The sequence below is a fragment of the Pseudomonas salmasensis genome, from assembly GCF_014268375.2.
Lineage (GTDB): Bacteria > Pseudomonadota > Gammaproteobacteria > Pseudomonadales > Pseudomonadaceae > Aquipseudomonas > Aquipseudomonas salmasensis.
The window spans coordinates 334091-355688 of sequence record NZ_CP077083.1 but is presented as its reverse complement, the minus strand read 5'-3'; the positions used below and the strand labels follow the sequence as shown (position 1 = coordinate 355688).

Below are 21598 nucleotides of genomic sequence, written 5' to 3'. Positions count from 1 at the left end.
AACACTCACCGGCGCCGCGTTTATTCAGGCAGCGCGCGGTATCGTTGACGTTTTTCGCGAGCAAGCTCGCTCCTACTCAATCTGCGCCTGCCGTAGTGACTGCGCCAGCGTATCCAGGGCGATGTCCAGGTTGGGATGGCCGCTGAAGGTATGGCTCAAGCGCATATGCTGGTGGTGCAAGCCACTGAGGCTGAACAGTTCGCCGGGGGCAATCACCACCTGCTGGGCGAGCATGCGCTGGAACACCAAGCGCATGTCCACCGGCGCCGTCGACTGCAACCAGAAACTCGCCCCAGCCACGGGCATGCGGTAATGCACACGCCCTTGCAGACGCGCATCCAAACGATGACTCATGGCATGCGCCTGCTCGTGAAGGCGCTGGCGCAGCGTCTGCAGGTGCTGGTCGAACCGGCCGCTTTCGTACAGTCGGGCGATGGCGCGTTGTCGAATGGCGGACAGTCGAAACGAACGCAGCAGGAATTGGCGCTGCAATTCACTGCTCATCTGCCGCGCCAGCAGGTAACCAAAGGGCGCTTCCGGGCCCAGTACCTTTTCGAACGAAGAAAACACAATCAGCCGCTCTGGGTTGACCAGGCTGCGCAAGGCCGACCCGGGCGGCGCAAAGCTCAGGTCACCAAAGGTATCGTTCTCTAGCAACCAGCAACCGTGCTGGTCGAGCAGACGCGCTACATGCAGCCGCTCGTGTTCGGACATGGCGTCACCCGAGGGCATGCTGACCACGGATGAGAGCAGCACAAGGTGCACCGGCTCATGGCGCAGCAGGTGCTCCAATGTACTCAGGTCCGGGCGACCGTCGGCCCGCCAGGGCCATTCAATAACCCGCACGCCAGCGGCCTGTAGCAGGCGCAACACCAGGTAATCGCAGGGCGATTCAACCACCACCACCGTGCCTTTGAGGCCCAGGGCGTCAATCAGGATGTCCAATACGCCTTGAAGATCGGCGCCCACATACACCTCATCCGCTTGCCAGCAACGGCTGGGCGACGAGGTATAACGGGCGGCCAATGCAGCGCGCAGCTCCCACACACCGCAGGGTTGCGAAGGTTGCAGGTAATGGGGATATCGACGTACCAGTTGGCGTTCCAGCGCCAGCAACGCGCCATCCAGCGACCCCAACAGCGCCGGCTCATCGCCACTGAGCACCACCATCGCCGGTCGCCGTGCGGCCGTGTACAAACGCTCGAGCAGGTCAGTACCCGCCATGACGGGCGCGTTCACGGCCACGGGCCAGGCGAAGTAGCCGGATTTGGCCACTGAGTACACCCGCCCTTCCTTTTCCAGCAACGAATAGGCGTACTGAATCGTCGAGATCGACACATTCATGCGCGTCGATAACTGCCGCAGGGACGGCAGTTTCACCGGCGTTTCCCGGCTGACTTCGTTGATCAGGTTGATCATGTAGCGGTACACCGCCTGATAGGCAAAGTCTACTTGCCGCTCCCCCCGAAGATTCATCGTTGATCACCGGCTTTCATTAACAAATACACGTTGCTAACGCTCCGACACTTGGGCGATGCGTGCCTTGGGCCGCGCCAACGTTTGTTTGCGTACCCGCATGCCGCGCCCTTGCGACAGTGGGCGCTTGCGATACAGGTGCTGCAACAGCGGCAGCGGCAGCCCACTGGTATCCACCAGCCATTGGTGCAGGATGTCCGCAGCGGGCTTGCCCTGCAGTGCCTTGTGAAGTTCGGGGAGTGCCACCAGCATGCCGGGATGGCATTGACGCAGGAAACTCTCCAACCGTTCGCCATGCTGAACGAAGGGCGCAAACAACAGGCAGGTCAATTGGTTGTCGTCCAGGCCGGAGAACTCCTGGATATAAGCGGTGGACAGCAACTGCCCTTCTCGCCCGGACGCTTCTTTGATCAGCGCGACCGGCACTTGCCTACGGTGCAGGAAGTCTGCCGCACGTCGAACAAACCCCGCGACGCCATGTTCGTAGGACAGCTCACGCAGACACTGGGCCTGCACGCCGTGCAAATGCGCCATGAGCAATGGGTTGGGATAGGCAGGATGGCTGAAATGGAACTCGAACGGGTCCCGCTTGTGGGCGAGGAACCCGGTAAGCAGTGGCGCATGGCCGACGTCGGCGTCCTTGAGCAGGTCGGCGATGCCGATATAGGCCAAATAACGATGCCCGCCCCGGCCCGGACTTTCGTTGCCGGCATAGTGCTCGCCATAGAGGTCGCGGTAGCAACCCACGCTCCATTCCTCCATGCGTGCAAACCACCCGTTGAGCGACGATGGCTTGCCGGGCGCAAAGGCAAGGCCGGTCGCCAGCGCATTTTTTTTCAGCCACGCGATGTACTGGCTTTGCTTGCGCGCTGAATCACCGCTGACCAGGGCATGCACGCCGCCGTTCCAGGTAGCGACCCGCTGATAGAAATCGCCGAGGGCCAGGAGTGTGTCGTCGCACAGGGCGGCGCGGATATCGCCGGACGTCAGGTGCCCGATCATCAATTTGTTACGCTGGCTGATTTCCCGAGCGGCACTGGACGCCGGACGCTGATGGTTGAAGGGCAGCACCTCATGGTTTTCCACCATCAACAGCTCTACCCGTGGGTCGTCATGGAAGAACAGCGCTGCGTAGCCTTGATTCAGGGAGTCGAGCGTTGCCTGGGTCATACCGGCATGCCGCAATGTTGCCACCCGTATCTGAAAAGTCTTGGGCGAGCGTCCGGCAATGGTCAGTTGCGCCGCACGCAGCAACGCGAGGGTATAGCTGCTCACTTCGCCGCCACCGTGGGCGATCAGTACTTTGTAATTGCCCACTTGTTCCATGCCGCCTGCGGCCACCACGATTCGCTGAACGAGCAATTGAAGTGACGTTCGTTCGGCACGCGTAAAGTGCCCGATTAAACGTTGCAGAACTTGCTGGTAAACATAGCTCATGGCTTGTTCATGAATAGTGCTCATCGTTCTACTACCTGAGTTGAAATATCAGTTTCAAGCAACTACCAAACAGCGTTGCTCGACCTATTACATCTGTAGGCTTGTCATCCAGCGCGCAGCACAAGTTTGAGTCAACATTAGCACCTTGCAACAAAAGCGCAGGTGAGAGCATTGATGGCGCCTATGGCCGCCCCGCCGGAGGATCCAGCGCCTGCGCGGGCTCCAGCGAAATAGCTGTTAGCCTTAGGAATGTTCCGACAACGTCCTACACTGTTTTAACTAAGCAATTAGAGAATTGTCCGACGAATATTAATCACCTGCGCGCCTGGGCTGCGCGTAAAGCAAAAGGGTATTCGTTTTGCACTTGCCGGGAAAAACAATCCGAGCCTCGTTAGTTCTGAAGGTGCGTGACGCAACTGCCGTGTAATCAATCATGGCTCAATCCTTGAGATGACAATGAAGACTCAATTATCGGCACTCAAATAATGATTAACAGATACAGAACAGCGTCAAAAAGCAGCTCAGATGACCTGCCTGCCCAACTTAAATGACGCCCACACACAAGCGCCGCACTGGATTTCAGGGCGGCGCACGGCAATAACGGTATTGTTTGCGGGGTAGAACGCCCCTGCGGCGGCTCAACCCCAGTGCGGGTTAAGCCCTGTCAAATGGCGCATTTGCCTCATCAGCTCAGGCGCCGGAGTATTCATTTGCGAATACTCCTACAGCTCAAACAGCTTCAACCTGCAACGCCACCCGTTCGCGGCACGGGCATTCATCCATGTATCGGTGCGCTTCGACGAACTGACTGAACGGAAATACCGTGGTCTTCAGTGGGACAAGCACCCGGTCGGCTGTCAGCTGGTTGATATCGCGTAACGCACGCTGCAACGCCACCTGGTCCTGGATAATGCCCAACTCCGGCTTGCCGGTGAAGTTGCCGATACAGTGCACAAAGAACTGAATGTTCTTCTGAAACGCCGCACAGGCCGGGAACGGCGTCTGGTTGCCACCTTGCAGGCCATACAGCACCAGGCTGCCACGCGGCGCCAGAACGTCCCCAAGCAGCGACATCTGCGGGCCACCCAGGCCATCGAACACCACGTCGACGCCACGGTTGTCCGTGAACTTGTTGATCTGCATCAGCAGGTCTTGTTCTTCGGTAACAATGACCTTTTCCGCCCCGAGGGACAGCAGGTATTCGCGCTCAGCACTGTCTTTGGTGGCGGCAATCACCCGCACACCCAGGGCCTTACCCAGTTGCACAAAAGAAGGGCCGGCACAGTGGCTGGCGTCGGTCACCAGGGCAAACTGGCCGGGTTTGACCCTCGCCAGGTCCGTGTAGGCAAAGTACGCAATCAGCAGCGGCGTGTAATGCACGCTGGCTTCAATCGGGCTCAAGACATCCGGGTAGCGGGTCAGGGCCGAACGGGGCAAGACGATCTGCTCGCCATACACCGGGTAATCATTGGGGCTCTCGGCCGGAAAACTGGCCACCTTATCGCCCACCGCCAAGTCATCCACGCCGTCGCCGAGGGCAACTACGACACCGGCCATTTCATGGCCCAGGCCAGAAGGCAGACGTGCATGGGAAGACGCCAGGTTCTGGCGCCACAGAATGTCATACCAACTGATGCCGATCGCGTCGACACGCACCTGCACTTCGCCCGGTGCGGGCTGCGCGGCTGCATGCTCTTCGCATTTGAGCACCTCGGCCGGACCAAACTTGTGAAAACGGATCGTGCGGGACATCGCAAACCTCGTCAAAGTAACCTCTAATGCCATGAACTTTATCTGGGCTTTGGGGGTAAGACCACCGGTCACCATTAATAGTCGACATGCCTGTCATTGATTCCGCGAAGGAGGAACACCCCTCAACTATCGTAGGAAAAATCAATTAGCCGGTGCAGAGTACCAGCCTTTCCCCGTAAGATTCATGCCGGTCATCCTTCTGAATCGAACCTCAGGGGTTGCTACGTGACCGCTCACATCAAGTTTGCTGACTCTTCCAGGACACAAGATGAACCGTAACGACCTGCGTCGTGTCGACCTTAACCTCTTGATCGTATTCGAAACCTTGATGCATGAGCGCAGTGTGACCCGCGCCGCCGAGAAATTGTTCCTCGGCCAGCCGGCCATCAGCGCGGCATTGTCACGCCTGCGCGGGCTGTTCGATGACCCCCTGTTCGTGCGCACCGGACGCAGCATGGAACCCTCGGCCCGCGCCGTGGAAATCTTCGCCCTGCTCTCTCCGGCCCTGGACTCGATCTCCACCGCCGTCAGCCGCGCCGCCGAATTCGACCCGGCCACCAGCACTGCCGTGTTCCGTATAGGCCTGTCCGACGACGTGGAATTCGCCCTGCTTCCGCAGCTGCTCAAACGCCTGCGCTCGGAAGCCCCCGGCATCGTGCTGGTGGTACGCCGCGTCAACTACATCCTGATGCCCAACCTGCTCGCCTCCGGCGAAATCTCCATCGGCGTCAGCTACACCGCCGACCTGCCCGCCAACGCCAAACGCAAGGTACTGCGCCGCAGCCTGCCCAAACTGCTGCGCGCCGACAGCGTACCGGGCTCGCTGAGCCTGGACGACTTCTGCTCACGGCCCCACGCGCTTGTGTCCTTTGCCGGCGACTTGAGCGGATTTATCGATGAAGAGCTGGAAAAACTCGGCCGCAAGCGCCACGTTGTGCTCGCGGTGCCACAGTTCAATGGCCTGGGCACGTTGCTGGCGGGTACGGACATTCTGGCCACCGTGCCGGATTATGCGGCGGAAGCGCTGACCTCGGCGGGTGGGTTGCGGGCCGAAGACCCGCCGTTGCCGGTGCGCTCGTTTGAGCTGCACATGGCGTGGCGAGGTTCGCAGGATAATGATCCGGGGGAGCGGTGGTTGAGGTCGCGGATTCAGATGTTCTTTGGGGATCCGGATAGTCTCTAGGCGTCGCCGGGAAGGCTGATCATTCCTGGCTTTTCAGAGGCTCGCTACCCGGCAAAAGCGCCCCTTCTCTCAACGATTTAATACCCCGCCAACCTCAATTCCGGCGCAAAAGCGTATTCGGCGCCACGCCAAATGCCTTACGAAACGCATGGCTGAAATGCGAAAAATCAGAAAACCCAAAGTCCAGCGCCGCCTCAGACACCGAGCGCACCTGGCCCCGCTCGATCGCTTCTCGGCTGGCATTCAGGCGCTCTTTCCAGATCTCTGCAACGGGGGTTTTCTGGTAGCGGGCGAAGGCCCGTGTAACGGTGCGGGTGGACACGTTGTGGGCTTTGGCGATGGCTTCGATCGACAGGTCCGGCTCGGTCAGGTGGCGTTGGATGTACTGCATGATGCGGCCGTAGAGGTCCATTTCCTGATGGCTGGTTTTCAGGTCCTGCAGTTCCAGGCTGATCACCAGCAGATCAAGCACAGCACTTGAGTAACGATTGGAGATGCGCTCATCCTGCAGCGACGCAGGCGTGCTCGCGGCCTGGTGCAGCATTTCGCGCAAGGGCACGACACCTGGGCGCCGGTCGTCGAGGACCATCGCGGTGTACTCGGTAATGCGCGGCAGGCGCTCGGTGAGCAACGCTCTGGGAATACGGATCAAGTGGTTTTCGGTACCACCCAGGCTGAAGCGAAACGCCTGTGTTGCGTCATAAAGAAACAAATTGCCCGTTGCCAGGTTGGCTTTTCTTGAGCCTTGCTCGATTTGCCCATGGCCCTTTCGAGCGAAACCCAACCATAAATCTTCAGCCGGGCCGCTGCGCAGGTGCTGTTCGGAACGCTCCCAGTAATGCAGCGGCGAAGACAGCGTACAAATGTCCAGCGCGCCGACTGTATTAAGGGTGAGCGAGCCATCAAAGCGGCTCTGGGACAAGGGTTTGCTATCGGCCGCCAGGCAATGGCGACAGACCACTTCTTTCCAATAATCAAACCGACGTGTTGCAGGGACGGCAAGGGTCGAATACTGAGTGTTCGGGTTCATGACGCTGACCTCGACAACGATGCAATAGGCGCGCGAGAAGTTGTAACGTGCGGCCAATTGTCAGCCATCGAAGCAATTAACACGCCAAACGCAGTGGCAGGCCGGCTGTAGCCAACGGTAACTACGATGCGAAGCGAGCCGCTCTTGATCTTGATCTGCTTGTGATCTTGATCTCAGGCGCCCCGTTAAACCACGCTGGCCGGAATTCGACAGGGATTTGGGGGGTAAACCGGCAGGGATGCCGGTTTAGCCGCCCCGCGCCATGGATGGCGCGTGGCGGCGGCCCCCCAAATCACTGGCCGATTACGGGCACACCGAGCCTAGGCGAGGTGCCGAGTGGTGGGGCAAGAGCCCTTTGGTTACTTTGGGGCTCTTTTCCAAAGTGACCCGCCGTCAGGCGGAACCCTAAGTGGCCGTTACCGCAGCAATGGATATGTACACGGTCCAACTGTGTTGACTGCCAGGCCGCCTTCGCGAGCAAGCCCGCTCCCACAAGTTTGACCGCGGGGTGTCAGGTAGATAGATATCGACTGGCAGGCCGCCATCGCAGGCAAGCCAGCTCCCACAGTTGGCCCGCGTCGCACCGCAGTTGTGGCCCGTTTAAGGGCACAGCACATCACATCATCAGCCCGTGTGCACCAACGAAGACCACAGGTAAACCTCCGTAGCCGGCCTGTCTTTGCCAACCAAGCGGTTGTCTCACCGAACAAAGCGCGCCCTCCTCTGCCGGCCTAATTTCCACCTCACAGCAGCTCATACCCCGCTGATGAGGTACGCCATGCATCGACACTCTGCACCACGATTGGCTGATTCCTCCTGGCTTCTGCAACGGCGCGACCTCGCGCCTGAGGAGTCGGCTTATTGGTTGATTGAATGGGGAACCATGCAGCTGCTGCACCGACGGCAGGTCGCCAAGCGCAGCCTGCCGCCGACGCGCTGACGCCCACCCGTAGGCCTGAACCAAAATAACGAGGAGCTCAAGATGGAATCTGCAATCGACACACATCTCAAATGCCCACGCACCCTGTCCCGCCGCGTGCCCGAGGAGTATCAACCGCCGTTCCCGATGTGGGTGGCGCGCGCTGACGAGCAGCTGCAACAAGTGGTGATGGCTTATCTGGGGGTGCAATTTCAAGGCGATGCCCAGCGCGCGGCTGCATTGCAGGCTATGCGTCATATCGTCGGCAGTTTCAGCCAGGCCGACGGCCCGCAGAACTACGATTTGACTCAGCACACCGACAGCAGCGGCTTTGATAATCTGATTGTGGTCGGGTACTGGAAAGACCCTGCCGCCCATTGCCGCTGGTTGCGTTCACCCCAGGTGAATGACTGGTGGAGTTCGCCGGATCGCCTGGGTGAAGGCCTGGGTTACTTCCGCGAAATCACCGCGCCGCGCGCTGAGCAGTTCGAGACGCTATACGCCTTCCAGGAGAACCTGCCCGGGGTCGGCGCAGTTATGGATGCCACCAGTGGCGAGATCGAAGAGCACGGCTACTGGGGCTCGATGCGCGACCGTTTCCCGATCTCCCAGACCGACTGGATGAAGCCCACGAGCGAGCTGCAAGTGGTCGCGGGCGACCCCGCCAAGGGCGGACGCGTGGTGGTGCTGGGGCATGACAACCTCACACTGATTCGTTCCGGCCAGGACTGGGCGGATGCCGAGGCAGAGGAGCGCTCGCTCTACCTCGATGAAATTTTGCCGACGTTACAGGACGGCATGGACTTCCTGCGGGACAACGGCCAGCCGTTGGGCTGCTACAGCAACAGGTTCGTGCGCAATATCGACCTGGACGGCAACGTGCTCGACCTGAGCTACAACATCGGTCACTGGCGCTCAGTGGAGAAACTCGAACGCTGGGCCGAATCCCACCCGACCCACCTGCGTATTTTCGTGACGTTCTTTCGCGTGGCCGCGGGCTTGAAGAAGTTGAGGCTGTACCACGAGGTGTCCGTGTCCGACGCCAAGAGCCAGGTCTTCGAGTACATCAACTGTCACGCGCAAACCGGCATGTTGCGCGACGCCCTGCCGCCCACAGCCTGAGCGCCCTCGGCGTTTAACCCCCAGCTTCTACCGCCTTGCCACCCTTCACGGGTGGCCCGGTCCCCTGTGCGAGGAATAAACAATGAACAAGATCCACCTGCTGACCCTCTCCACCCTGTTACCCGCCCTCCACGCGAACGCGGGTGAAGTCGCGCCTGGCGACTACGAGCAATATCCGGTCGGTGCCACTATCGGGGCGATTTATTACCAGCACGCCACTACGGACTCGGCTTACGCCAACGGCCACAAGGCCAGCTCTGACTTCAGGGTGACCTCCGACGTCGGCATCCTGCGTCTGCTCCATGTGTATGCACTCAGCGACACGGTCACCATCGACCCGCAATTTCTTTTGCCTTTCGGCCACGTCTCCGGCGCAGGTGACGCCTCGGCACTGGGCAGTACTCGCGGCGTGGGCGACTTGATCCTCACCGCGCCGGTGAAATGGCGGTTCAACGAAGCCCGCGACACCCTCAGTATCGCCCCCTATGTGTATGTGCCTTCGGGCACGTATGACAAGGACGATGCGCTCAACCTCGGGGAGAATCGCTGGAAATTCGAACTGCAGAGTGCCTACGTCAAGCACTTCACAGAGAAATGGGCGATGGACCTGGTCGGCGGCGCGACCTGGTATGGCGACAACACCGATTACGGTGCCAATGCCGACCGCCTGAAGCAGGACGTGTCCTACGCAGCGCAGATCATGGGGCGTTACATGCCGGACGCCACCACCACCTTTGGTATCGGCTTTGGGCGCACCTGGGGAGGCGAGACAAACATCGAGCATGTCAATCAGGACAACGAGTTGGGCACCACCAACGTGCGCCTTACCGCCACCAAATTCGTCACCCCCACAGACCAGGTGCAACTGCAATTGGGCAAAGACCTCTCGGTGGACAACGGCACCCGCGAAGACTTCCGCATGAACCTGCGTTACGCGCACATTTTTTAACGCCAGAAACTGCGACCGCACGCCCCTGGCGCCAGGGTGTCCCGCTCAGCCAAGTCGATGTCTTTCTCAACCAAGCCACCGGCTGGATGCGCGGACTATCTTGAGCCCCAGGCCCGCTGACAGTGAGCACGCAATGCTCTTCGGCCATTTACGATAAGGACAGCCAACCATGGCAATCGCTCGCCCCACCCTTGAACAGCTATTGGCTATTTCGAGCAGCCTGCACATGCAGCTCGATGCGCAGCAAGCCGATGAATACCTGGCGCTTATGCAGGCAAGCTTCGACGCCTATGACCTGGTTGACGAGCTGCCGGACTTCATCCCGCCGGTGCGTTATGAACGCAGCTCAGGCTACCGTCCCTCGGCCGCACACAACCCCCTCAACGCCTGGTACTTCCGCACCGAAGTCAACGGTGCGCGCGAAGGCAAGCTGGCGGGTAAAACGGTCGCCCTCAAGGACAATATTTCACTGGCTGGCGTGCCCATGATGAATGGTGCCAAGCCGCTTGAAGGCTTCGTCCCCGCCTTCGATGCCACCGTCGTCACCCGCTTGCTGGATGCCGGCGCGACCATTCTCGGCAAGGCAACGTGCGAACACTACTGCCTGTCCGGCGGCAGCCACACCTCCGATCCTGCACCGGTGCACAACCCCTATCGCCAGGGGTTTGCCTCGGGAGGCTCGTCTTCCGGCAGCGCAGCACTGGTTGCCGCCGGCGAGGTCGACCTGGCCGTCGGCGGTGACCAGGGCGGCTCAATCCGCATCCCTTCCGCCTTCTGCGGCACTTACGGCATGAAGCCGACCCACGGCCTGGTGCCCTACACCGGCATCATGGCCATCGAGGCGACTATCGATCACGCCGGCCCCATCACCGCAAACGTACGTGACAACGCCTTGATGCTGGAGGTCATGGCCGGCGCCGATGGGCTTGATCCGCGACAAGCCGCGCCGCAGATCGACGCTTACAGCGATTACCTGGAGCGCGGTGTCAGTGGGCTGAGGATCGGCATCCTGCGCGAAGGTTTTGAACTGGCCAACCAGGACCCGCGTGTGGCCTCGTGCGTACGCCAGGCCATTGCAGCGTTTGCGCGGCTGGGCGCGCAGGTCGAGGAGGTGTCGGTGCCTGAGCACAGCATTGCCGGTTCGCTGTGGCACCCCATCGGCTGCGAAGGCTTGATGATGCAGATGATGCACGGCAATGGGGCCGGTTTTAACTGGCAAGGGCTGTATGACCTCGGTTTGCTGGACCAGCAAGCCGGGTGGCGCGATCAGGCCAATGAGCTGTCCGCCTCTCTCAAGCTGTGCATGTTCGTCGGGCAATACGGTCTGGAGCGCTACAACGGCCGGTTCTACGCCAAGGCACAAAACCTCAGGCGCGTGGCGCGCGCCGGGTATGACGCCGCGTTGGCGCGCTATGACCTGCTGGTGATGCCCACCGTGCCGATCATCGCCCAGCCCCACCCGCAGCCGGGTTGCTCGGTTACCGAATATGTGGCCCGCGCACTGGAAATGATCGGCAATGCCTCCGCCCAGGACATCACCGGCCATCCGGCCATGTCGATTCCCTGCGGCCTGGTAGACGGTCTACCTGTCGGGCTGATGCTGGTCGGCAAGCACTATGCCGAAGGCACGATTTACCAGGCCGCCGCAGCGTTCGAGGCGTCGGTTGACTGGAAAAACTGTTAGCCGGTAGTCCCGCGCAGCGCAAAAAGAACAAGCCGCCAGGCGCTGCCCAGAAGCTCAACGATGAGGAGTCAACTTATGAGCGCACACGAAGCAAGCACATCTACACCGGGCGAACGCGCGCAAGCGTTACTGCAAGTGCTCAAGCAGAAGGATCTGATCCCCGACGGTTACATCGAACACATGACACAGCTAATGGCACACCAATGGAGCCCGGAGAACGGGGCTCGGGTGGTGGCCAAGGCCTGGGTGGACCCGCAGTTTCGCGAACTGCTGCTCATAGACGGCACCGCGGCGTGCGCCCAATTTGGCTATACCGGCCCGCAGGGTGAATACATTGTTGCGCTGCCAGACACGCCCAGCGTGAAAAACGTGATTGTGTGCAGCCTGTGCTCCTGCACCAATTGGCCTGTGCTGGGCTTGCCGCCGGAGTGGTACAAGGGCTTCGAGTTCCGCGCCCGGCTGGTGCGCGAAGGGCGCACCGTACTGCGGGAGCTGGGCACCGAGCTGCCGGCCGACGTCATCGTCAAGGTCTGGGACACCAGCGCCGAAACCCGCTATCTGGTGCTGCCTGAACGGCCCAAGGGCAGCGAATCGATGGATGAAGAGGCGCTGCGAAAACTGATCACCAAGGATGTCCTTATCGGCGTGGCGCTGCCTTACGTGGCGTAACCGGTGCCCTTTGTTTTTTGCATTTTTCAGAGGTATTCACAATGGATGGCTTTCACGATCTCGGTGGGTTTCAAGGCTTTGGCAAAGTCCCTCACACCATCAACAGCCTGAGCTACCAACCCGTGTTCAAACAGGACTGGGAGCACCTGGCCTACAGCCTGATGTTTGTCGGCGCCGATCACTTGAAAAAGTTCAGCGTGGACGAAGTGCGCCACGCCGTGGAGCGCCTGGATGTGCGCCAACATGTCGGCACCCAATACTACGAACGCTATGTCATCGCGACCGCCACACTGCTGGTCGAAACCGGTGTAATCACCCAGGCGGAACTCGATCAGGCCTTGGGGTCGCACTTCAAGCTGGCGAACCCCGCGCATGCCAGTGGGCGCCCAGCGATCACCGACCGCGCGCCCTTTGAGGTGGGCGACCGGGTGGTGGTGCGAGACGAGTATGTGGCCGGGCATACCCGCATGCCGGCCTACGTGCGCGGCAAAGAAGGCGTGGTTGTGCACCGCACCGCGCAAAAGTGGCCGTTCCCTGACGCGATCGGCCACGGTGATCTGAGCGCGGCGCATCAGCCGACCTACCACGTCGAGTTTCGCGTGAAAGATCTCTGGGGCGACGCAGCAGATGAGGGTTTCGTGGTGGTCGACCTGTTCGAAAGCTACCTGGACCGCGCCGATAGCACGGTGAACGCATGATGGGCGGCGCCCTGACAGGCCGACTGCCGGTGACGGTGCTTTCCGGCTTCCTCGGCGCCGGCAAAACCACCCTGCTCAACCATATCCTGCGCAATCGCGACGGCCTGCGCGTGGCGGTCATCGTCAATGATATGAGCGAGGTCAACATCGATGCCGAGCAGGTGCAGCGTGACGTGGCGCTGCACCGGGGCCGCGATGAGTTGATCGAGATGAGCAATGGCTGCATCTGCTGCACGCTGCGCGCCGATTTGCTCGAGCAGATCAGCGCCCTGGCACGCCAGCAACGTTTCGACTACTTGCTGATCGAGTCCACGGGGATTTCCGAGCCGATGCCGGTTGCCGAGACGTTCGCCTTCCTCGACGCGCAGGGCTTCAGCCTAAGCGAACTGGCGCGGCTCGATACTTTGGTGACGGTGGTCGATGGCAGTCGCTTTGAGGCATTGCTCGAATCGCCGGACATCGTGGACCGCGACGACGCACCCACGCGCCACCTGACCGACCTGCTGATCGAGCAAGTGGAATACGCCAACGTCATTCTCGTCAACAAACTGGATCTGATCGACGAGCCCGGCTACCAGGCCGTGCACGCGATCCTCGCCGGCCTTAACCCGAGCGCGCGGATCATCCCGATGGCTCAGGGTAACGTGGAGTTATCCGCCATTCTCGGTACCCACCTGTTTGATTTGCCGAGCCTTGTGGCCTCGCCCGGCTGGATGAAAAAAATGCAGGCCGACGACGCGCCGGCCTCTGAATCGGACACCTATGGCGTGACCTCCTGGGTGTACCGCGAGCGTGCCCCGTTTCACCCACAGCGATTACTCGATTTTCTCCAGCAGCCCTGGCAAAACGGGCGCCTGTTGCGCAGCAAAGGTTACTTCTGGCTCGCCAGCAGGCACTTGGAAACCGGCCTGCTGGTGCAAAGCGGCAGGCAGTTCCAGTGGGACTACGTCGGGCACTGGTGGAACTTCATCGAGCAGGCGCAATGGCCGCAGGATGAATATCGGTTGCAGAGCATCATGGCCAAGTGGGACAGCATTGTCGGCGATTGCCGGCAGGAGCTGGTCTTTATCGGCCAGGACCTGGACACCCAAGCGCTGCAGCGCGCACTCGACAATTGCCTGCTGAGCGCTCAGGAAATCGCCGCCGGCCCCTCGGCCTGGCGAGCCCTGCCGGGGGCAGCAATCTTTGACTCCCAGGCCTTATCGGCGCCGATGTCGTCCGTGCAGGCTGACCCTATTTGACCGAGGTAGAGGTGCCCCATGCTCTTTTTCAGCCGAACCACCCGCTGCGTATTGGCGCCGCTCGCCGACCGACTGGAGCAGCCTGACCAGCCAGGCACACCGCTGTCGTCAAGCCACCCGTTGTTGCGCCGCATCCTGGCAAGCGTCGAACAACTGCTGCAAGAACGACGAACCCTCAAGGAGCAGGCCCGCGCACAGACGTTGGAGATCCGCCAACTGGAAGAGCGCCTGGCCCGCCGTGACCAGCTGGTGCGGCAGTGGGAGGCGCGCTGGACCCTGATCACACAGGGTGCAGGTGAACGGTTCTGGGAGCTGGAACTGGATGGCGCCGCCGCCCCCGCACCGGGTGCTGCGATGACGTGGACGGGGTCTGCGTCGAACCTGGCCCAGGCGATTGACCAGTTTGGCGGCTGGAGCGAACAACTGCACCCGGATGACCAGCCAGTGCATCGGGCGGCGCTCGCCCGGCACCTTGCCGATCGCAGCGGGCGTACGGCCTTTGCGCTCGACGTGCGGATGAAGTCGGCACTCGGCAATGACTATCGCTGGTGCCGGATCAGCGGAGCCGCCCGACGCGATGCGCAGGGCACAGCGCTTGCCATGGGGGGAACCGCGCGTGACATTCATGAACAGTACCTGCACCACGAGGCGCTCGAACTGGCGGCCACACGTTTCGACATTTCCCGAGAAATGCTGCACGACGGGCTCTGGGATATCGAGGTGGCGGCCGGCGACCCGGCGAACCCGAACAATACCATTTGGTGGTCTTCGCAGATGCGCCGGCTGCTGGGGTGCAACACGGTGGAGGAGTTCCCCAACACCCTGGAAAGCTGGACCTCGCGCTTGCATCCCGAAGATAGCGCACGGGCCATCGGCGCGTTCGTCGCCCATGTGGACGACCGCAGCGGCAAGACCCCATTCGATGTGGAGTATCGACTCAAACACACCAATGGCACTTACCGTTGGTTTCGCGGCCGGGGGCAAACCCGCCGCGCGCCGGACGGCTCGCCGCAACGGGTGGTGGGTGCCATCACCGATATCCATGCCCACCATGAAGAAAGTGCGATGCGCGAGGCGCAGGCGCAACAACACCAGGTGATGCAGGAAACCCTCACCAAGCTGACGCAGATTGTCGCCACGATCCAGGGCATTGCCAGCCAGACCAACCTGTTGGCGTTGAATGCCGCCATTGAAGCGGCGCGAGCTGGCGAAGCCGGTCGCGGGTTTGCGGTGGTTGCCGATGAAGTGCGTAAGCTGGCCACGCGGACCAGCCACGCGACCCAGCAAGCGGCCCAGATGATGGACCACTAGCGACAACCAGGCACCCGCGCAGCCTGCGTGGGCACAGCACAAATTCCAACAATAATAATCAGGTACGTTATGCGCGATTACGACTCAGCAGTCTCTTCCTTCGATTATCTACACCTGGCTGCCCAGGACTTGCACGGCGAACTCGGCGCCTTGAATGCCTGCATTGAATGCTGCGACCGGCACGCCCATGGCAATGCCGTGGCGTTGTATTGCGAAACGCGCGATGGCCGCGCCACGCAGCACACTTTCAGCGAACTGCAGGCGCACGCGGCGCGCTTCGGCAACTTCCTGCGAGCCCATGGCGTGCAGCCGGGGGATCGGGTCGCCGGCCTGATGCCACGCACGGTTGAACTGGTGATCGCCACCCTGGGAACCTGGCGTATCGGGGCTGTCTACCAACCGCTCTTTACCGCGTTCGGCCCCAAGGCCATTGAACAGCGACTGGACTGTTCCAACGCACGCTGGATCGTGACCGACGCCCACAACCGTCCCAAGCTGGACGAGCTCCTCGACTGCCCCCACGTCATCGTGACCGACGCCACCACACAGCGCCCCAGCGACTACGCGTTTTGGGATGTGCTGGAGCATCAACCACCCGACTGCACACCTGAGCTGCTGGACGCCCGTGCGCCGTTCCTGCTGATGTGCACCTCGGGTACCACGGGGCCGGCCAAGCCGCTGGAGGTGCCTTTGAGCGCCATCCTGGCCTTCAAACGTTATATGCGCGATTCAATCGACCTGCGCGAAGACGACCGTTTCTGGAACCTCGCCGACCCCGGCTGGGCCTATGGCTTGTATTACGCAGTGACCGGGCCACTGGCGTGCGGCCGGGCCACGCTGTTCCATGACGGCCCTTTCACCGTGCAAAGCACCAGCCGGATTATCGCCAAGTACGGGATCAGCAACCTGGCCGGCTCGCCTACGGCCTTTCGCCTGCTGATCGATGCCGGGGCCGAGTTCGCCGACGCCGTGCGTGGCCAACTGCGTATCGTCAGCAGCGCCGGCGAACCGCTCAACCCGCAAGTCATCCGTTGGTTCGCCGAACAGCTCGGCGTGGTCATTCACGACCATTACGGCCAAACCGAAATCGGCATGGTGCTGTGCAATCACCATGGGTTACGCCATCAGGTACGTGAGGGTTCTGCCGGTTATGCGGTGCCGGGGTACCGGATTGTCGTACTGGACGATGCGCAGCGGGAATTACCGACAGGCCAGCCGGGCGTCCTGGCGGTGGATCGCGAGCGCTCGCCCCTGTGCTGGTTCAATGGCTACCTTCACATGCCCACCAAGGCGTTCGTGGGCCGTTACTACTTGAGCGGCGATATCGTGGAGCTCAATGAGGACGGCAGTATCAGCTTTGTCGGCCGTAACGACGATGTGATCACCACGTCCGGCTACCGCGTGGGGCCTTTCGATGTGGAGAGCGCGCTTATCGAACATCCGGCGGTGGTCGAAACCGCGGTGATCGGCAAGCCCGACCCGCAACGTACCGAGCTGATCAAGGCGTTTGTCGTGCTCAACCGTGAGTACCTGCCCAGTGTCGAGTTGGCGGAAGTCTTGCGCCTGCATGTCCGACAGCGCCTGGCTGCGCATGCGTACCCACGGGAAATCGAGTTCGTCGAGCAACTGCCCAAGACCCCCAGTGGCAAGTTGCAGCGGTTCATCCTGCGCAACCAGGAAATTGCCAAGCAGCAGGCACTCGACACATGAGGACGGCTCCCGCGCTCAGCCGCTCTGAGTTCCAGCGCAGAGCCCTGGAGCTGTTCAAGGAGCGTAGTTTCAGCCAGGTCAGCATGCGCGAATTGGCGGCGCATGTTGGCATCAGCCCGGGCGCGATTTATCACCACATAGAGAGCAAGGAAGCCATGCTGTTTGAGTGGCTGACAGAGCTGTATCAGGCGCTGTTGTCGCACGTCGACCGGATCAACACCCGTAGATTGACGCCTGCGCAACGCCTGGCAAAACTGATTGAAGGCCACCTTCAATTGCATGAACAGATGACCGGGCACTTCAAGTTGGCGGTCATGGACGCCAAATGCCTGGGCGCGCCGATGCAGGCGAACGTTGAGCGATTGAGGCTAGCCTACGAGTCGGAACTCATGAAGTTGGTGGGCCAACTGGGCCATCAGCCCGGTGGGCCATTGCGGGAGGGCGCGCTCACGGCGATTTTGCCCGTGCTGAACAGTCTGCCCACATGGCTGAGCCCGACGATTGATCACCGTCAGCGTCGGCTTATTACAAAGACCATCGCCGATGCGGTCATAAAGGCCATTAATTCCCTACCTTGAGCACCGCAGCCCAGCTCTGAAATGGCAACAGCAATGCAAAGCCAGGTATTTTGGGGATCCGTATAGCCTCTAAACGGCCCTTGCAGGCCCAATAGCCTCCTACACGCCTATCGCCTTGGCCAAGGCGCTTAGTCGCTCCTTCTCATGCTGCAGTGTCAGTGTTGCATGCGCGCGTGTGATGAGTTGGTCCGCCTGCCTAAGGCACGCCGTTTTGAACAGAACAGGGTTTATTTCGGCAAGGCTGATAAGGGCTTTCAACAGGCGAGCATCCACTTCGAACACACCTGCACCGTCTCTGCTGATCGGGGCGAAGAAATCCTCAAACAGATCATCGACGTTCAGCCCTCGAACAAATACCTGCTCACACTGCTGATCTGTCTGTCGGCCAGACCCGCCGGGCTTACCCCAGCATGTCAACGTTCTCACTCCCCGGCCAATCACATCAATAGCGGTACCTGGATCGTTGACGGCAGGTGACAACGCGCGCGAAGCGATTTCAGAGAGGACGCAGAGCCCGAAACGGGGATCGTGTTCGAATGTGCGACGGTTACCGATGGTCAGCGTAGACAGGATCTTTTCCCTGGTGGCCTGTGTGCCATCGTCTTGCCTGGTGCCCAGGCTGACCACGTGCAACAGTGGCATACCTTCGTGTACGAAGGTTCCCGGCACCACCTCCAGGTAAATATGCGTGCAGTCATGCTGCGCGATAGCGCCCAAGGCCAACACGTCGATATGCTGCACATAGCCCGTCTGCTCACTTTCGATGGTCATTGCGCCGGGGGCCAGAGCGTGATCGGTCGGGTAGGCCGCAGCGCCGAGGCAGGGCCATTGGGCGCGTTGGCTGATGGCCGCCATGGCCGCTTTTTCGACGCGGTCGATGGTTTCTCCTACCCTGCCGAGCTTGGACAAATGGTCGATCCACCGCAGCAGGGTGTAGACCACCAGTACAACCACGGCGATAGTCACCGCGAACAGCAGCACGCGACCCTGCGCGCCGTAGGCGCCGGTGCTCAGGGCAATGATGCCTACCAGGCTGAAAAGAAATGAGCCAATAAACGTAGCGAGGGCGTTTTGCGTCGTAGTGTCTTCCATCACCAAAGTGGTGGCTCGCGGGGTCACACCACTACTTGCGGCACCGTACGCGGTGACCATCGTACTCAACGAAAAGGTCGTGACGGCCAGCATGCTCGACGCAATGATGCCCAGAATCTTGTCCACCGCATCTGCACCGATGCGCGTGGGCAGGGACTCGGGAACGAAGTCTTTGAACACAACGGCAAGCAGTGCCGTAGCGACCCCTAGGAGCGAGAACAAGGAGGCTCTGAACCACAATCGCTTGGTGAGACGATGGGTTGCCCAGCGCAAACGGTCGATCATGTGGTGCCCTCGGTGACTGCGTCGATTTGAACGGAGTGTACATGGCTGTCGATACTGGCTAAGTTGAATTAATCTTGGCCATCTCAAAAATGGAACACTGCCCATGTTCGACCTCAACGAACTCTTCCTCTACGCCAAGGTGGTCGAGCACGGTGGCTTTGCGGCGGCAGGCCGTGCGCTGAACCTGCCCAAATCGACCTTGAGCCGCAGAGTCAGCCAGCTTGAAGCCAGGCTGGGGGCGCGGCTGATACAACGTTCGACGCGCCAGTTCCAGGTCACCGATATCGGCCAGGCCTACTATCGCCATTGCGTAGCGATGATTAGCGAGGCCGAGTCGGCCGAAGATGTGATTGCCTTCAACAAATCAGAGCCGCGGGGCGTGATCCGCTTGAGCTGCACCACCGCACTGCTCAACTATTGGGTGGCGCCGATGCTGGCCCAATTCATGGCGCAATGCGCCAGCGTCGAACTGAATGTGAAGAGCTTCAACCGCAAGGTCGACATCATCAGCGAAGGCTATGACATGGCCTTGAACCTGTGTTTCCCGCCGCTGGAAAGCAGTGAGCTGGTCATGAAGGTATTGGCTAAAAGTCCTCAGGTGCTGGTGGCGAGCGCGACTTTTTTGCAGGGCGCTCCCCTGCCCTCGCTACCAGCTGACCTTGCCGGGCAGGCGACTATCCATTGGGGCAACCCGTTGCTTCAATACCTGTGGGAACTGACCGGACCGGACGGCGCCACGGCGCAGGTAGTGCACACGCCACGCCTGGTCAGTGATGACATGTCTACCCTGAAAAACGCGGCACTGGCGGGCGTGGGCATCGCCAACCTGCCGCACGTCGTCGTGAAAGACGAACTGGCCGATGGCCGCCTGATTGCCGTATTGCCTGAATGGCAACCCGCTGAAGGCGTGATCACCGCCGTGTTCCCCTCAAGGCGTGGGCTGATGCCCTCAGTGCGATCATTGATCGACTTTCTGGGTGATGCGTTCGACGCGCCGTGATGCGCCCACGCCTTGCTGCGAAAGTTCCTTGCACCCTCGGCAACAGTCTTTTGTCATCAATCACATTGATAGCTCCCTAACAAAACCCCCATGCTAGAGGGCTAACTCCGCGCTTATATCATTCCGAATGATAGTTACCTTTGCTTCATTCGATTCGTGACCTCGCACCTCCCCGCGCATGATCCGCCCATCTCAAATACATTGGCGGATGCACCTCATGGAACAGTCACTCAAACTTTTGCGCTTCCCCCTGGCGATTCTGGCCGTGGTGGTGATGAGCGCGTGCGGCAAGTCTTCCGAACAAGCGGCCGCCATGCCCCCAGCCAAGGTCAGCGTGGCCAAGGTGCTGGAGCAGCCGGTCAACGAGTGGGACGAGTTCACCGGGCGCCTTGAAGCGCCGGAAACCGTGCAGATTCGTCCACGAGTGTCCGGCCAGATTGACCAGGTGGCATTCACCGAAGGCGCGCTGGTGAAGAAAGGCGACCTGCTGTTCCAGATCGACCCTCGCCCGTTCCAGGCCGAAGTGCGCCGTCTCGAAGCCCAGCTAGCGCAGACCAAAGCCGCCGCCACCCGCAGTGAAAACGAAGCACAACGTGGCGAGCGCCTGCGTCAGAGCAATGCGATCTCCGCCGAACTGGCCGACTCACGCACCACCGCCGCCCAGGAAGCCCGCGCCGCCATGGCCGGGATCCAGGCGCAGTTGGACCTGGCCAAGCTGAACCTGAGCTTCACCCGCGTGACCTCGCCCATCAGTGGCCGCGTCAGCCGTGCCGAAATCACCGCCGGCAACCTGGTCACCGCCGATACCACTGCGCTCACCAGCGTGGTGTCCACCGACAAGGTCTACGCCTACTTCGACGCCGATGAGCGCGTGTTCCTCAAGTACACCGAGCTGGCCCGTGAAGGCCGGCGTGGCGCAACCACCCCGGTGTACCTGGGCCTGTCCAACGAAACCGGCAACCCGCACTTGGGCCAGATGAACTTCGTCGACAACCAGGTCAACCCGGCCACCGGCACCATCCGTGGCCGTGCGGTGTTCGACAACAGCAAGGGCGAATACACCCCGGGCCTGTATGCGCGCTTGAAGCTGGTCGGCAGCGGCACCTATTCGGCCGTGTTGATCAATGACGAAGCGGTCGGCACCGACCTGGGCAAGAAGTTCGTGCTGGTGATGGACGGCGACAAGCCGGCTTATCGCGCGGTGGAACTGGGGCCGAAAATCGAAGGTTTGCGCATCGTGCGCAGCGGCCTGACCAAGGACGACACCGTGATCGTCAAGGGCCTGCAACGTGTGCGCCCAGGCTCGCCGGTCGCGCCGGAAACCATCCCGATGGCCAGCAAGGAAACCCTCGCCGCCTTGGCCCAACAACGACAAGCGCTTGAAGCCAGCAACCTGGAGCAAGTGGCGCCAGAAAAACCCGCGCCCAAGCTCGCAAGCGTCGCGACTCCACGCGGTTAAGGG

The 21598-nt window shown here is 60.9% G+C and carries 17 protein-coding genes; 12 read left to right on the top strand and 5 right to left on the bottom strand.

The annotated features are described in order from the left end of the window. Nucleotides 1-72: 72 nt before the first annotated feature. The 3 genes from HU731_RS01425 to HU731_RS01415 form a co-directional block, all read right to left on the bottom strand. On the bottom strand, nucleotides 73-1476 hold the full coding sequence (locus tag HU731_RS01425; RefSeq protein WP_186608170.1) for an aminotransferase-like domain-containing protein: 1404 nt from the start codon (nucleotides 1474-1476) through the stop codon (nucleotides 73-75). A 36-nt stretch (nucleotides 1477-1512) separates the two neighbouring features. Then, complete coding sequence (locus HU731_RS01420; RefSeq protein ID WP_186608171.1) at nucleotides 1513-2937, bottom strand: hypothetical protein; 1425 nt, start codon at nucleotides 2935-2937, stop codon at nucleotides 1513-1515. Nucleotides 2938-3642: 705 nt separating this feature from the next. Then, nucleotides 3643-4665 (bottom strand): zinc-dependent alcohol dehydrogenase family protein, encoded by a 1023-nt coding sequence (locus HU731_RS01415; protein ID WP_186608172.1) that lies wholly within the window; start codon nucleotides 4663-4665, stop codon nucleotides 3643-3645. Nucleotides 4666-4933: 268 nt separating this feature from the next. On the opposite strand from HU731_RS01415, the gene HU731_RS01410 reads away from it, so the two are divergent. Continuing rightward, nucleotides 4934-5848, top strand: coding sequence for a LysR family transcriptional regulator (locus HU731_RS01410; protein ID WP_138763023.1), 915 nt, complete (start codon nucleotides 4934-4936; stop codon nucleotides 5846-5848). 94 nt (nucleotides 5849-5942) lie between these two features. Here the strand turns inward: HU731_RS01410 and HU731_RS01405 are convergent, their stop codons facing one another. After that, nucleotides 5943-6878 (bottom strand): AraC-like ligand-binding domain-containing protein, encoded by a 936-nt coding sequence (locus tag HU731_RS01405; protein WP_186608173.1) that lies wholly within the window; start codon nucleotides 6876-6878, stop codon nucleotides 5943-5945. Between the two features lie 982 nt (nucleotides 6879-7860). Between HU731_RS01405 and oxdA the strand changes: the two genes are divergently transcribed. The 9 genes from oxdA to HU731_RS01360 all read left to right on the top strand — a co-directional run bounded on the left by oxdA (nucleotide 7861) and on the right by HU731_RS01360 (nucleotide 17759). After that, nucleotides 7861-8919 (top strand): aliphatic aldoxime dehydratase, encoded by a 1059-nt coding sequence (gene oxdA / locus HU731_RS01400; RefSeq protein ID WP_186606708.1) that lies wholly within the window; start codon nucleotides 7861-7863, stop codon nucleotides 8917-8919. Nucleotides 8920-9001: 82 nt separating this feature from the next. Beyond that, complete coding sequence (locus tag HU731_RS01395) at nucleotides 9002-9868, top strand: transporter (RefSeq protein ID WP_186606707.1); 867 nt, start codon at nucleotides 9002-9004, stop codon at nucleotides 9866-9868. 169 nt (nucleotides 9869-10037) lie between these two features. Further along, on the top strand, nucleotides 10038-11552 hold the full coding sequence (locus HU731_RS01390) for an amidase (protein WP_186606706.1): 1515 nt from the start codon (nucleotides 10038-10040) through the stop codon (nucleotides 11550-11552). A gap of 75 nt (nucleotides 11553-11627) precedes the next feature. Then, the gene (nthA, locus tag HU731_RS01385) at nucleotides 11628-12221 is read left to right on the top strand and encodes a nitrile hydratase subunit alpha (RefSeq protein WP_186606705.1); all 594 of its coding nucleotides are present in this window, start codon (nucleotides 11628-11630) and stop codon (nucleotides 12219-12221) included. A gap of 41 nt (nucleotides 12222-12262) precedes the next feature. Next, nucleotides 12263-12919 (top strand): nitrile hydratase subunit beta, encoded by a 657-nt coding sequence (gene nthB, locus HU731_RS01380; protein ID WP_186606704.1) that lies wholly within the window; start codon nucleotides 12263-12265, stop codon nucleotides 12917-12919. Further along, nucleotides 12916-14160, top strand: a complete 1245-nt coding sequence (locus HU731_RS01375; RefSeq protein WP_186606703.1) for a GTP-binding protein — start codon at nucleotides 12916-12918, stop codon at nucleotides 14158-14160. Before nthB ends, HU731_RS01375 begins: the two co-directional genes overlap by 4 nt. A gap of 18 nt (nucleotides 14161-14178) precedes the next feature. Further along, nucleotides 14179-15471: a methyl-accepting chemotaxis protein gene (locus HU731_RS28780; RefSeq protein ID WP_186606702.1), complete on the top strand. Its 1293-nt coding sequence runs from the start codon at nucleotides 14179-14181 to the stop codon at nucleotides 15469-15471. A 69-nt stretch (nucleotides 15472-15540) separates the two neighbouring features. Continuing rightward, on the top strand, nucleotides 15541-17181 hold the full coding sequence (locus tag HU731_RS01365; RefSeq protein WP_186606701.1) for an AMP-binding protein: 1641 nt from the start codon (nucleotides 15541-15543) through the stop codon (nucleotides 17179-17181). Continuing rightward, complete coding sequence (locus HU731_RS01360; protein ID WP_186606700.1) at nucleotides 17178-17759, top strand: TetR/AcrR family transcriptional regulator; 582 nt, start codon at nucleotides 17178-17180, stop codon at nucleotides 17757-17759. Before HU731_RS01365 ends, HU731_RS01360 begins: the two co-directional genes overlap by 4 nt. A gap of 99 nt (nucleotides 17760-17858) precedes the next feature. On the opposite strand, the gene HU731_RS01355 is transcribed toward HU731_RS01360, so the two are convergent. After that, complete coding sequence (locus HU731_RS01355; protein ID WP_072448588.1) at nucleotides 17859-19136, bottom strand: DUF2254 domain-containing protein; 1278 nt, start codon at nucleotides 19134-19136, stop codon at nucleotides 17859-17861. A 103-nt stretch (nucleotides 19137-19239) separates the two neighbouring features. Here HU731_RS01355 and HU731_RS01350 point away from each other — a divergent pair, with 103 nt between their 5' ends. Further along, nucleotides 19240-20136 carry a LysR substrate-binding domain-containing protein gene (locus HU731_RS01350; protein ID WP_186606699.1) on the top strand — a complete coding sequence of 299 codons (897 nt, stop codon included), beginning with the start codon at nucleotides 19240-19242 and terminating at the stop codon, nucleotides 20134-20136. A 217-nt stretch (nucleotides 20137-20353) separates the two neighbouring features. Then, entirely contained in the window at nucleotides 20354-21595 is a 1242-nt protein-coding gene (gene mexE, locus HU731_RS01345; RefSeq protein ID WP_186606698.1) for a multidrug efflux RND transporter periplasmic adaptor subunit MexE, read from the top strand. Nucleotides 21596-21598: the final 3 nt, after the last annotated feature.